The sequence below is a fragment of the Ruegeria sp. YTSA064 genome, from assembly GCF_059610325.1.
In genome coordinates, this window is the sequence record NZ_JBXWNK010000018.1 from 1 (window position 1) to 13,533 (window position 13,533).

Below are 13,533 nucleotides of genomic sequence, written 5' to 3' on the forward strand. Positions count from 1 at the left end.
GTCGAGACCGCCCTTGATCAGCTGATCTGAAAGGGCCTGAGCGTTCACAATAACCTGCTTGATGTAGTCCTTGAACGCAGGTTGCAACGCCTCTCCAAAGGCCACGGCCTTGGCCGCGATCACGTGCATCAGCGGGCCGCCCTGAATGCCGGGGAAGATGGCCGAATTCACTTTCTTAGCGATATCTTCATCATTGGTCAGGATCATGCCGCCACGCGGGCCGCGCAGGGTTTTGTGCGTGGTGGTGGTCGCCACATGCGCATGCGGGAAGGGGCTGGGGTGCTCACCCGCTGCCACCAGACCGGCGAAGTGCGCCATGTCCACGTGCAGATAAGCGCCGACCATGTCGGCGATCTCGCGCATGCGGGCAAAGTCGATCTGTCGCGGAATCGCGGAACCACCGGCGATGATCAGCTTGGGCTGGTGTTCTTTTGCCAGCGCCTCGACCTGATCATAGTCCAGCATGTTGTCTTCTTTGCGGACACCATACTGCACCGCATTGAACCACTTGCCCGATTGGTTGGGGCGCGCGCCGTGTGTCAGGTGACCGCCTGCGTCCAGGCTCATGCCCAGAATGGTGTCGCCGGGTTGGATCAATGCCTGGAACACGCCCTGATTGGCCTGAGAGCCCGAGTTCGGCTGAACGTTGGCAAAGCCGCAGCCAAACAGCTCTTTGGCGCGGTCGCTGGCCAGGTTCTCGGCGATGTCCACGAACTCGCAACCGCCATAGTAGCGACGACCGGGATAACCTTCGGCGTATTTGTTGGTCATCACCGAGCCCTGCGCTTCCATGACAGCGGCAGAGACGATGTTTTCCGATGCGATCAGCTCGATTTCATCGCGCTGGCGGCCCAATTCGGATGTGACCGAGCCAAATAGCTCGGGGTCACGATCGGCAAGGGATTGGGTGAAGAAACCTTGGGTGCGTTGCGGGGCGTTCACGTTGAAACCTCCTGAAAAGGGTTAGCCGGTCCAGCCGAGGCCAGCGGAAATGGCATTCATGGATTGCAGCAAAGGCACAGGTACCGATCCTGCCTGCGGCTCGCTTCGGGCTTGTCGCAGCAGTTCGACTTGCAGCGCGTGAATGCGGGCCAGTTCGGCCCGTTTACGATCAAACCGCTCGCACAGACGAGGAAAACGGTGACCGATGGTCTGACCGCCGGTCAGAAACTGCACTGCGCTGCAGGCACTGTCGTATTCCGTTTTGATAGCCCGCGAGATGCGTTGGCGAGTCTCCGCATCGGGGACCAATTCGCCGTATTGTGCGGCGATATCCATATCCGCCTGATAGAGCGATTTTTCCATCTCATCGACGGCGAGGCGGAACAGGCGAGAATCATTGAACATGTCCTGCAGCACTTCATCACCGCGCGCGCCCCGGAATTTGCGAAAGCTGGTCATGGCGGCGCCAAACCCGTACCAACCGGTGATCAGGTGACGGTTCTGCGACCACGCAAAAACCCATGGAATGGCCCGCAGGTCATCCAGACTGGCTGCACCGAACCGGCGGGTCGGGCGGGAGCCGATTTTCAGGCGGGCGAGCTCTTCGACCGGGCTTGCCTGCTGGAAATAGTCCAGAAAACCCGGCATCTGCAGAAGCGAGACATAGGCTGTCTGCGACAGTTCAGACAAGGCATCCAGCGCATCGTCGAACTCGGGCCGGGCAGGGGTTTCGCCTGGGTTGGCTGTATGGCGCAGCGTGCTTGAAAGCAGCAATTCCAGATGCGCCGCAGCCGTCCCACGGTTGGCATACTTGGTTGAAACAACCTCGCCCTGTTCGGTCACGCGCAACCGTCCGGCAATCGTTCCACTGGGTTGCGCAGCTATGGCGCGTCCGGTAGGTGCGCCGCCCCGGCTGACCGAGCCGCCGCGACCATGAAAAAATGTGGCCTTGAAGCCTTGCGAGGCCAGTGCCGATACGATTCGGCGTTGGGCACGTTCCAGTTCCCATGTTGAGCAGAAGTAGCCGCCATCCTTGCCGCTGTCCGAATATCCCAGCATCACCTCGATTACGTTACCGTTGGATTTGAGGCTGCGGCGGGCAAGCGGAACGCCCAGGACATCCAGCAAGATCGCCGGGGCGTTACGCAGATCGGCAATCGTTTCAAACAGCGGAACTACCGAAATATCCAGTGTCTCGGACCCGAACCCGGCATAACGGGCCAGCAGGTAGACGCCGAGCATATCATCGGCAGAGCGGGTCATGGACAGGATGAACGGACCGATTGCCTTGGGATCTGGCCCTGATCGTACGCTGTGGACCAGCGCCAGAAGAGCGAGCAATTCCTGTGCCTGATCGCTCAGCGCGTCGCGGCTTTGATAAGGCAGGTTCTGATCCGACAATTCGGTGCGCAAACGGGCAGACCATTCGGCCGTGCCATAGTCCGGAGCCTGGCCGGATTGTGACCAGATTTCGGCCAGAACATCGGTTGTGACGGTCGAATTCTGGCGGATGTCCAATGTTGTGGTTCGGAACCCGAAAACCGTTGCAGCTCGGCGCAGGGGGCGGACATGCCGTCGCGCCAGAATATCGGCGTTGACCGCGCATAAAGCGTTATCAAGCGCATCAAGATCGCTCACGAATTGTGAGATGTGATCATAGCCGCCATCTGTCAGCCGATGGCGAATGGCATTGAGAGCTTGCCGAAACGGTTCGTTCCGATTGCGGCCAGCTTCTGGAAACCGATTGATTATTTCTTGTATACGCGCCCTATTGAGCTCGGGCAGCGGCAATATGAGGGCACTGATGCTCAGCCTGCTTGCAGCCTGTTCAAGGACCTGACGGTAAAGGTCCAGAACCGTTTCACGCCCGCGTTGCAAAGCCAGTGCGGTCATCTCGGTCGTGACATTCGGATTGCCATCCCGATCGCCGCCGATCCAGCTGTGAAAGCGGATATCGGGTGTTTCGTTCAGGGTCTGGCCCAGCACATGCAGGCAGGCCTGATCGAACCGATTCATGACCTGTGGGACGGCGTTAAAGATTGCATCCCGGAAGAATTGCAACCCCCACTCGATCTCATCGCGCAGGCTTGGACGCGTCAGGCGAAGTTCCCCCGTCAGCCATAGAAGATCGACCTCACCTTCCAGGCCATTCAGCAATTCGGCACGTTCGGTCGGGGTCCAGCGCTGGGTTTCAAGGCCAACGAGGTTGCGGTATATCCGCCGGTGAATTTCCAAAACAGTGACCCGTTTGGCCTCGGTTGGATGCGCGGTCAGGGTGGGGCCGGCACAAAGAACAGCGGTCAGTTTTTTTATTTGGCTGTCTGTCAGGGACAGGTCGGACAACACCTCGGAAAACCCGCCTTCGACCGCTTCGGGGCCGCTATTGGTCTCGGCCAGGCGACGATCTCTGACTTCGGCGTTTTCGTCGATGATGCGCAACAGTTGGAACCAGATCGACAGGGCCTGCAAATACGGAGTCGCCTCGGGCCCGGCGGGAATAGGCTGCAGCGGCGAAGACTCGGCCCATGTCGCTACATGAGGCGCCCGTTTCAGCAAAATGTTCCGCCACAACACCCGCAATTCCGAACGCAATCCTTCGGCATAGTTCGAAGGTTCTGGGGTGGGCTGAATATTCCGCGCCAGTGCTTGCATCAGATCACCTGATCCCGCGGAGTACGACCTGCAAAAAAATCGCCGAGATTGTCGAGAACGCGAAACCCCATGGCTTCGCGGGATTCGCGCGTGGCGCTCCCCAGATGGGGCAACATCACCAGATTGTCGCACTGCAGCAGGTCCGGGCTGATCCGGGGTTCGCCGTCAAAGACATCGAGCGCCGCGCCGCCGATCGTGTCGAACATGAGGGCCTGTACCAGAGCGTGCTCGTCCACAACTTCGCCGCGGGCGGTGTTGATAAGGAAGGCATCAGGCTTCATCAGGTCGAGCCTGCGCCCGTTGATCAGGTGTCGGTTCGACGAACCTCCGGGGCAATGCAGCGAGACGAAATCGCATTGTGGCAGCAAGTCATCGACCGTTTCGACCTGTGCTGAGTTGAACTGTTTCAGCATCTCGGCCGACACTGCGCTACGGTTCTGGACCAGAATTTTCATGCCAAAGCCGTGATGTGCGCGCCGCGCCATTTCCTGACCGATCCGTCCAAAGCCGATAATGCCAAGCGTCTTGCCGCTGACCTTCGTGCCGACAAGGTGGGTTGGACGCCAACCGGACCAGTTTCCAGCGCGCAATTCGCGCTCGCCTTCGCCAGCGCGACGGGCAACCATCAGCAGCAATGTCATGGCCAGATCGGCCGTACACTCGGAGAGGACATCCGGTGTATTGGTCACGGTCATCCCAAGATTGCGCACCGATGGTTCGCAGATATGGCTGTATCCCACGCCATAATTGGCGAGGATTTTGGTCTGTGCTGCGGGTACGTCCAGCGCCTCGGCGCTGAGCGTGTCCGTAACCGTGGGCAAAACTGCGTCATAGCTTTTCAGCGCATCGCGGAATTCGGCCGGTGACATTGGTTTGTCTCCGGTGTTAAGCACAGCGTTGTAGTTCTCGGTCAACTGCGCTTCGACCGCAGCAGGCCAACGACGGGTGACAAGAACCGAAGGCTTGACCATCACGCAGCCTTTCCCATGACACGGGCGATCGTTTCACCGATGACGGCAGGGTTTTCGGCAACGGTCACACCGGCGGCGGACAGAATCTCGACCTTTTCCGATGCACTTTCACCAAAAGCCGAGATAATCGCACCGGCATGGCCCATAGTCCGCCCTTTTGGCGCGGTCAGACCAGCAACATAAGCAATGACGGGTTTCGAGATGTGATCGCGGATGTATTCAGCCGCTTCAGCCTCTTGCGGCCCGCCGATTTCGCCGATCATGGCGATGACCTCGGTGTCCTCATCCCATTCAAAGCGTTCGAGGATGTCACGGAACGAGGAACCGTTGATCGGATCACCCCCGATGCCGACGCTGGTCGAAACTCCGATCCCGCGCTCTTTCAGCTGCGCCGCAGCCTCATAGCCAAGTGTCCCCGAGCGGCCAATGATGCCGACATTGCCCGGCAGGTAGATATGCCCGGGCATGATCCCCAGCAAAGCCTTGCCGGGGCTGATCGTTCCGGCGCAGTTCGGGCCGGTCAGCACCATGCGCTTATCCTTGGGATAGCGATACATGTAGCGTTTGACGCGGATCATGTCCTGAGCCGGAATGCCGTCGGTGATGCAAACGCAATAGCGGATACCCGCGTCGGCGGCCTCCATGATCGAATCCGCAGCAAAAGGCGGCGGGACAAACACAAGGCTGGCATCTGCGCCGGTGGCTTCGACAGCCTGTTTGACAGTGTCAAATACGGGCACACCTTCTACGGTTTCGCCGCCTTTTCCGGGAACGACGCCGCCGACTACATTGGTGCCATATTCCAGCATGTCCTTGGTATGAAAGCGCGCCATGCGTCCAGTGATTCCTTGCACGATAACGCGCGTGTTGCGGTCGAGAAGAATGCTCATTACACGGCCCTCATCTTGGTGTTTTGGGTCAGATCGTTCTGCCATGCGCCCACGGCCCGTTCGGCGGCTTCCATTAGCGTTGTGGCGCGGATGATCGGCAGGCCGGACTTGGCCAAAATCTTCTGGCCTTCTTCGACATTTGTCCCGGCTAGCCGCACAATAACGGGGATGTCGATTTCCAATTCGCGAAGTGCCTGCACGACACCTTCGGCAACCCAGTCGCAGCGATTGATACCGGCAAAGATATTGACCAAAACCGCCTGGACATTGTTGTCGGACAGAACCAGACGGAAAGCCTTGGCGACACGTTCCGGCGACGCCCCGCCTCCGATGTCCAGGAAATTTGCAGGCTCGCCACCCGCCAATTTGATCGTGTCCATCGTGGCCATGGCCAGACCAGCACCATTCACGATACAGCCAATATTGCCTTCGAGACCCACGTATGAAAGCCCCCGATCCGCCGCGCGGCTTTCGCGCGGGTCTTCCTGGCTTTTGTCGCGCAGTTCGGCGATCTGCGGATGACGAAACAGGGCGTTGTCGTCAAAGCTCATCTTGGCGTCCAACGCCAGTACACGATCATCCCCTGTGATGACTAGCGGGTTGATTTCGACCATGGTCGCGTCAAGTTCGCTGAACGCTGCGTAACAGCCCTGCAACGTCCGGACCATCTGCTGAATCAGACGGGGTTCCAGCCCGAGATTGAAGGCGATCTCGCGTGCCTGAAACTCCTGCAGCCCGACGGCGGGTTCCACGATTGAACGGACAATGCTGTCAGGGCGTTCAGCCGAGATCTCTTCGATCTCCATTCCACCTTCCGAAGAGGCGACGATCATCACGCGCTGGCTGGAGCGGTCCAGAACAAAGCCCAGATAGATCTCGCGATCGATCGGCACGGCGGATTCGACATAGACACGGTAGATGCCTTTTCCTTCCGGCCCGGTCTGGTGGGTCACCAGCTTGCGCCCGAACATCTCGTCGCAGGCTGCGTGGATCTCGTTTTCGCTGTCGCACAGCTTGACGCCGCCGGCTTTTCCTCGGCCGCCTGCATGCACCTGGGCTTTGACAATCCACTTGTCCCCACCCAGCTCGCGTGCGCGGTAGGCCGCCTGCTCGGGGCTGTAAGCCAACGCACCCGATGGTATGGCGACACCGAAATTCGAAAGAACCTCTTTCGCCTGATACTCATGAATATCCATCTGCATTCCTCCCGTTTATGCAGTGCGTTCAAGCAGCGATCGATGTGCCGTAACGGCTTTCGAGCAATGCCTCGATCTCTTCGAAATCGACGGTGCCGCCCAGTTCGCGCATGGCTTCGGCGAACAGACGGATGATCTGGCTGATCGCCTGGCGGTTCAGTTGGTTGAGGATGCCGATCCGGACCTGTACAGGTGCGCTGAGCGTCGGCCAGATGCCGAACCCGCGCGCCCGGCAATTCTGGACCAGCTCCATCTCGCGACCGGCCAGATCCGGCGGCAGGTTGAGGACCAGTAGGCTGGGCATATCCGAAGTCACTTCGCATCCCATTGCGGTTACGGCGTCACGCAGCACCTTTTCGTGCGTGCGGTACGAGCCTGACCGCTTTGCCAATCCTTCTGTCAGCGTCAGACGAAGGGATTCATGGAAGGCGGCCACAGCGTAGCCGGAATGGGTCCGGTGATAGGTACCTTTCTCGACGTCCTGCCCATCGACGATTCCCCAATGACGAGCCTCGAAAATGGGATTGTGGACATAGCTGTAGGCACCTGTTGATTTAAGGCTGTCGATATATTCATCGGAAAAGCTGACCGGCGCATAGGTCAATGGCAAGCAGCACAGACCCTTTTGCGGGCAAGAGGCCCAGCCAGCGATGCCCGGGTAGTTATCAATTTGAAAATCCTCGACACCCAGAGACGAAACAGCGTCGATCAGACCCATAGCGCCATGGCGTTCACAAGCATCGGAGAACCCGCGCAGATCATTTATCCGGCCAGAGCCCGTTTCCCAATGGGCCATGAACGCCCATTTTGGTCTATGCTCGGCCAGTGCAGCCTCGACCATATCGCCGGTTACCGACTGACCATGCGGTATATCGATCACGGTGACGCTGGCGGCTTGCGGGTCCAGCGGGTTGGCGGCATGCTCATCCGGTGTTGCTGCCTTGATCCTGAGGGTCAGTGTATCGATGCCTGAAAAGGTTCCGTTGTTGAATGCAATAACCTTGTCGCCGGGCATGACGGCCGAAAACATGGTGTCCAGCGCGCTCCAACCGGTGCCCGCGACCGCGAAGGTATAGGTGTTCGAGGTTCCCCAGATCTCGCGTAGCATGAGTTTGCATTCGACCATACCGCGCAAAACATCACCCTGCATATGGTCAGCTACCCCTGCGCTTGCGAATGCCTGCAGAACGCGGGCGTCGGTATTGCCCGGTCCCGGGCCGGCAGCCAAGGTTTGGGGGATTTCGAGCGTGGGATAAATCTGGGAATTCATTCGATCCTCCTTGATCGTCGGGGTGTTCAGCCACACCCAAATACCGTGTTGTGGATCAGGAAAGCCTTGCTTGCATCGGCACGCAACGTAACTTACTACTGCTTTAGGACTTCTAATAGGATGGGGAAAAACCTACCCGGTTTGGTAAGAATACTAGAGTATACTAATTTTGCACCTATACAAATGGGTAGAAAATTTGAATTTTGGATGTAAAATCAATGTCAGAGCTTCCACAACAACCGATTGACGTTATGTTGGCCGACAACAATCCGCTGGTGTTGTCGGCCATGTCGGAGATTTTTGAACGTGATCCGCGATTCTCTCTAGTTGCCACATCAGCCACCGCCGAAGGGTTTTTGGGCGCGGTCATGAGGGTACCAGTCAAGGTTTGCGTAATTGCATGGAATTTGCCGGTTCTCGGTGCGGCCAAATTGATCGAAGTTCTACGGGAACAGGAAAACGTACCCCGATTTGTCATCTATGGCGATGAGGTCGGAGATGTTCCGCGCCTCGCCATGCAGGCAGGCGCGGCAGGGTTCGCATCCCGGTCGGGTGAGGTTGAAGTATTGCTGGAAACTTGCGCGGACGTGGCGGCTGGTAAAATGGTGTTTCCATTTATCGATGTACGGAAGATGCAGCAGGACCCAATTCACAGCCTTTCCCGCAAAGAGCGCGTCATCCTTGAAGCGCTAGCCAAGGGCCTATCCAACCGCGAACTTTCGAAAGACCTGCAAATCTCGACAAATACCGTCAAATTTCACCTGAGCAACATCTATGAAAAGCTCTCGGTTAAAAACAGGACGCAAGCGATTGCTTTCTACTATTCTTCTGGCGCAGCCTCAGATTAACCAAATTACGGCTATGGCCGAGCATGTACTAGCGATCGCGCAATACCGGTGGGTAAGGTAAATTATGTGAAACTTGCGCCTGCAGTCTTTTTAAAGACGAAGCAGTGCGTTTTAGCCGAATTCAGAGTACCTGATCCGCAATCTTTGATCCCGATTACACGCAAGTTCCTCGACCACCTCGTTTGCACTCAAGTTAAACTCTCTCGCGAGATCCGTGAACTGGACCGGCTGAAAGCTATCAGCGTTCCGAACCAGTCTGCCGTCTTCAAAAGCGATAAACTCGTGAGACCTGCCACCCCAACGGACGATCCCACCGCATAGTCGCTGACTTTCCATATTGACCAGTTCGGCCACAGGGTCGGCAAAGAAATCGCTCCACTTAAGAAATCCAGTACTGACTGCCCGCGCCACTGCCTGTTCAATCGTCCGGCTTTTGAGCTTGGTGGTGATTGAAGCAGTCAGTGCCTCTACCATTCGCGACGAATGCCCCGTCTGCCGGGCAATGACAGACGGTATCAAACCCGACGCGAGCATCTTCAACACATCCAGCTCATCGCCGGACAGGGAATCCGAGGGAAAGTTGAATACGGTTTCAATCACATCTAGGGCAAGCAGGTGTAGAATCTGTGCTTCATGGCGTAGGGCAGGGAGCATTCTCGTGATCAATGCGTCCCACTCGGGGCGAGGCGCATTGGACGTGACGGTAAATACGCCCCGCTCCCCGAAGGGGTTGATAACCGGAATGGAAAGACCGTTGCGTCCAACGCCAAATTTTCGGGCTGCCTCAAAGAGCGCTGCGTAGTCAGCCTGGTTGTCGAACACTGACCAGTCGATCGGTGCGATCATTGTGGCGCCAAACCGAATGAGGGGATCGGCCAGAACCAGATCGTTATCGACGTAATACCTGACCCACTCGGCTGAAAACGTGGTGCAGCCGTGGACAACGTTGTGATGTTTGTCGATATGGGCATAGGACGCATTCTCCAACCCGAACCTAGAACATATCTCCTGAAGGCGCGCCTCCCCGGTTTGCCTGAAATCCAGTTCAGAATTGCCAATATCCGCAATTTTCATAGATCGTCTTTCTGTTCCGCGTTACCGTCGGGGCCGCATAGCAACCTAAAGCTGAACAAACTACTCGGGAATTCCCGTAGCCAATCACAGATTTGAATACAGTTCTGTTCTGGAGGTGGAAACAGAGCAAAAACCTGCCGATGAGACACACGAATTTGAAAAGCTGGCAACCGATAACCCGCCAAGGCTAAATTTGGTTCTTGTGGTCTTGCTGAAGCCCGCCTTCCTCTTCCCGCGCCCTTCGGCCAACAAACCCATGAAACTGGAAATCAGGTTCAACTCCCCGCGCTCATCTGCGTGCACCATACCACGCAGATATCCGCCCGGATTAACCACTGGCGGCAACCGTGGATCGCTCAGCCTCGCGTCTGTGATCAGCCCGGCCAGGATTGCACCCATCACGGTCAATCGGTCAATCGCCGTACGCCAAGCCGAGGCATTGGCGCCGTTCTCCGACAATCGCGACCAAACGCCGGTCTCAATCGCGTAGAGCGACGGGCTGGAATTCTGATCTCCGCCACCGGCGATATCGATATGCATACGCAGCTCGGGTGAGGCCAGTTCATATAGGATGCGGTTATTCACCCGCGGTAGTTTTTGGGCCTTGCGTGATGCCGTATCTGTCGGATGATTGCTTTCTAAGCAATGCGGAGGGCCGTCAGGCCCGGAACCAGAGCAATTTGGTTCCGAGGCTTCAATCGAGAGCATTATAACTTCGCCATCGGCGTTACAGGACAGAATTTCTTCTTCAATTTGGTCTTGTATATGGCACCCGAAACAGGCTTCGGGTTCACCCGAAATTTCACCGGGTTTTGCGACACATCCAATCGGGAGACCTCCGGCGGGTTCCGTTGCAAAGATTTCAGCCAGGCGAGCTACTTCAGTGATCACACCGGCGTCAATAGGCTAGTTCAGCGAACTGTTGGAACGGACAGAGTCCGGATGTGAGTTGCCCCTTGAGGATCATGTGCGCGAATTCGATCCCGGCCAGAGTTGCTGCAGCCGAGATATAGCACTTGAAGCCAAGCATCGGACGGGTTCGTCTTTTGATGAACCTGTGAGCTTGTTCCATGATGTTATTGAGGTATTTGCGCCTGATCATCTCGATCGGGATCGGGCAGCCATACCCCTTTAACATCTTGTAAATGGCCGTGATGCCAGCGGTGTTTGCGCCGCTTTTGTCGATGACTATCTCTCGCGGAAGGCCGTTGACCTCCAGCATCTGGGCAAAGAATTTCGTGGCAACTGGTTTGTTGCGCCGCTCGGACAGCATGAAATCAAGTGTTTTTCCGTGTTTGTCGACGGCACGGTAGAGATAGACCCACGCGCCTTTCACTTTGATGTATATTTCGTCCATTCTCCAGGAGCGGTCGCATGGTCCTTTGCGCCTACGCGCGACTTCGGCAATGGCGTCTGAGTATCGCGTTACCCAACGGTTCAGCGTGGTGTGATCCACGGAAACACCTCGCTCTCCCATGATTTCTTCCAAGTCGCGATATGAAACACGGTATCGAACATAAAAGAACACCGCGAACAGGATCACGTCCTTCGGATATTGCGCGCCTTTGAAAGAGTTCATGGACCGACTCTCGACTTGAATACACCGATAGCCATTCACTCGCAGCGCCTACGAGCGTCAACAGCCAAAAGTTTGCAACAGATCATCCGAGAGGTTAACAAAATCCTTAATCGGTTTGGTTGCACCGCCAAAATTTAAACAGTCAGGTCCAAGTATTTAAACAACCTGATCGAGCAGGATCATCGGTTTATCAAGCGTCGCATCCGGCACATGTGCGGGTTCAAATCTTTCAGATCCGCCTCGGCCACACTGGACGGCATTGAGGTCGCCAAAATGATCAGAAAGCAGCAATTCCCCAGCACTACGACATCTGGTTTTCGGCAATTTGCAGAGATCGCAGGATAAGTGTGTCCGGTAAGTCGCTAACTCTGACCGTCCCAAAAGTCTGCGACACATCCGTATGTGGATGCGCCCGTCTTGCCCCTCTGTCATAGTTTCGTTTACTCATTTCCATGTAGGCGAATTCAGAGAGACTGCCATGCACAGGGATATTGGCCATCCCAACGGCCCGTTTGGTTTATTGATTTTAGCATTGGTTTCGGTTTTTGGGACTGTCCAAATCTATTTCTGGACTGATCGCAGCATCTGGATTGATGAAGTTTCGCAGTTGCTGAACTTCCCGCTGACCAATCTGGCCCAGGCCTTCGGCCCTTTGCCCGAGGCGCAGCAGGCGGGACCGCCCGTATTCAACCTGCTGCTGCAAGCTATCTCTGGTCTGTCAATTCATGTGATGCGTCTGATCATCATCCTGCTGACGCTGTGCGTGATCTCGGCGGCAATGTTTGGCGCTTTTGGCAAGCGGGCTCTGCCGATGGCGGCGGGGTTGCTCGTGTTGCTGTCGCTCCCGTCTTTTTTGATCAATGGCTCGATGTTGAAATTCTATGCTTTCGATGCCGCCGGGTTCGCCATCTTTGCGGCCTGGATCTATGCGAAAGACCGGAGCGCGGGGCTGAATTTCCGCGACATTGCAGTTCTTCTGGCAGGCCTCTTTTTGGGTGTTTCCACTATTGTCGGGGCGTGCGTCGTGGTGGGCGTATTTCTGGTATTGCGGCTTCTCGGGCGTCAGCTTGAGGTCAAAGAGATCGCGCTGGCGGGCCTTCTGATTGTGCTGTCTTTGGCTTATTACCTTCAGATTGGTCATGCGACGAAAATCCAGATTACTGCGTTTCCCGATGCCTATGGGGGTCTGGGCATGGAGGCGTTGCAGCGGTTCGGCGACGCCACAATGGAGCTGTTTCGGATCAGAGGCGCGGCCATCTTGTTTGTGGTTTGCCTCGTCGCTCTGGCCGCGGTTGCGTTCACAAAAGGGGCAGAGCGATCGCAACTGTCAGGGCTGATACTGTTCATCAGCGCCATTCTGGCGGTCTTTCTAGGGCTTGCCGCAATCGGCAAATACCCGGCCGCCAGTTCGCGCCATCTGGTTTGGATGTTGGGAGTGTTTCCCGTATTGGCCGGGGCGGTTGTCGATTGCCTGCTCCGCTCGTTAAGCTATCGACGTTCAATTGCCATTGCAGGTTTGGCTGTATTGAGCTGCATATTTGCAGCGACCGGGCTGCGCGTGGTATCGAAATGGCCGCCGCAACTTGTCGAAGGATCCAGTGATCAGGTGATCGCAACTTTGGCTGATCTTCCGCCGTCGCAGGTATTGCATTATTTCGGAGCATTTCGCCTGATCCCATTGATGATCGAACGAGGCGCACCCATTTCCCATCACAGTTATGCGCCATCTCTGTCGACCCACAGTGTTGCGATTGATCCATCCTATTTTGATCCGGAATGGAACGAGATGGACGCCGATCTGTTTTCCGAACTGATCGAGGATATGCTGCACAATGATCCTGCGGGCTGGGCGAAGATGTACATCATGTTGCGTTTGCGCGGCGATTTTCGCCCGTTGGCACGATTTGTTCTGGATGCTGCGCCCCGCGATGGTAGTACGTTCTACATAAGCTCAATCCATGCGGTCTGGCCCGGAGACACGGGGCGGGCGACCCACGGGTTGCGGCAAGTGCTTGACGAAAAGTCCTGCGATTATGAACCGGTGGGGGTTTTCATAACGCTGCTCAGTCCCGGTTATGTCCTGAAGGTCAATTGCCCGAAACTCCCTTAGT

The 13,533-nt window shown here is 56.5% G+C and carries 11 protein-coding genes and 1 pseudogene; 3 read left to right on the plus strand and 9 right to left on the minus strand.

What is annotated here, in order from left to right; translation table 11 throughout:
* The 6 genes from glyA to AC2FI7_RS21405 form a co-directional block, all read right to left on the minus strand.
* Window positions 1–942 (minus strand): serine hydroxymethyltransferase (gene glyA, locus AC2FI7_RS21380; RefSeq protein ID WP_496816928.1); only part of this gene is annotated, 942 nt, incomplete at its 3' end.
* Between the two features lie 21 nt (window positions 943–963).
* Window positions 964–3,594 (minus strand): phosphoenolpyruvate carboxylase, encoded by a 2,631-nt coding sequence (locus tag AC2FI7_RS21385; protein WP_496816929.1) that lies wholly within the window; start codon window positions 3,592–3,594, stop codon window positions 964–966.
* Window positions 3,594–4,565, minus strand: coding sequence for a 2-hydroxyacid dehydrogenase (locus AC2FI7_RS21390; RefSeq protein WP_010443364.1), 972 nt, complete (start codon window positions 4,563–4,565; stop codon window positions 3,594–3,596). Before AC2FI7_RS21390 ends, AC2FI7_RS21385 begins: the two co-directional genes overlap by 1 nt.
* Window positions 4,565–5,455 (minus strand): succinate--CoA ligase subunit alpha, encoded by an 891-nt coding sequence (gene sucD, locus AC2FI7_RS21395; protein WP_480876465.1) that lies wholly within the window; start codon window positions 5,453–5,455, stop codon window positions 4,565–4,567. Before sucD ends, AC2FI7_RS21390 begins: the two co-directional genes overlap by 1 nt.
* On the minus strand, window positions 5,455–6,651 hold the full coding sequence (locus tag AC2FI7_RS21400; RefSeq protein ID WP_010443366.1) for a malate--CoA ligase subunit beta: 1,197 nt from the start codon (window positions 6,649–6,651) through the stop codon (window positions 5,455–5,457). Before AC2FI7_RS21400 ends, sucD begins: the two co-directional genes overlap by 1 nt.
* Before the next feature lie 28 nt (window positions 6,652–6,679).
* Complete coding sequence (locus AC2FI7_RS21405) at window positions 6,680–7,921, minus strand: pyridoxal-phosphate-dependent aminotransferase family protein (RefSeq protein WP_010443367.1); 1,242 nt, start codon at window positions 7,919–7,921, stop codon at window positions 6,680–6,682.
* A 218-nt stretch (window positions 7,922–8,139) separates the two neighbouring features.
* Here AC2FI7_RS21405 and AC2FI7_RS21410 point away from each other — a divergent pair, with 218 nt between their 5' ends.
* Entirely contained in the window at window positions 8,140–8,769 is a 630-nt protein-coding gene (locus AC2FI7_RS21410) for a response regulator transcription factor (RefSeq protein WP_010443368.1), read from the plus strand.
* 111 nt (window positions 8,770–8,880) lie between these two features.
* Here AC2FI7_RS21410 and AC2FI7_RS21415 read toward each other — a convergent pair whose 3' ends face one another.
* The 3 genes from AC2FI7_RS21415 to AC2FI7_RS21425 form a co-directional block, all read right to left on the minus strand.
* A complete protein-coding gene (locus AC2FI7_RS21415) occupies window positions 8,881–9,843 on the minus strand; it encodes a helix-turn-helix transcriptional regulator (RefSeq protein ID WP_496816930.1) in 963 nt (320 codons plus the stop codon).
* A gap of 84 nt (window positions 9,844–9,927) precedes the next feature.
* Window positions 9,928–10,734, minus strand: a complete 807-nt coding sequence (locus AC2FI7_RS21420; protein WP_496816931.1) for a hypothetical protein — start codon at window positions 10,732–10,734, stop codon at window positions 9,928–9,930.
* Between the two features lie 7 nt (window positions 10,735–10,741).
* A complete protein-coding gene (locus tag AC2FI7_RS21425; protein WP_010442228.1) occupies window positions 10,742–11,422 on the minus strand; it encodes an IS6 family transposase in 681 nt (226 codons plus the stop codon).
* 144 nt (window positions 11,423–11,566) lie between these two features.
* On the opposite strand from AC2FI7_RS21425, the pseudogene AC2FI7_RS21430 reads away from it, so the two are divergent.
* Together AC2FI7_RS21430 and AC2FI7_RS21435 are read left to right on the plus strand one after the other, a co-directional pair.
* Window positions 11,567–11,767: pseudogene (locus tag AC2FI7_RS21430) on the plus strand (DDE-type integrase/transposase/recombinase); the annotation flags it as partial.
* A gap of 133 nt (window positions 11,768–11,900) precedes the next feature.
* A complete protein-coding gene (locus AC2FI7_RS21435) occupies window positions 11,901–13,532 on the plus strand; it encodes a hypothetical protein (protein WP_496833621.1) in 1,632 nt (543 codons plus the stop codon).
* Window position 13,533: the final 1 nt, after the last annotated feature.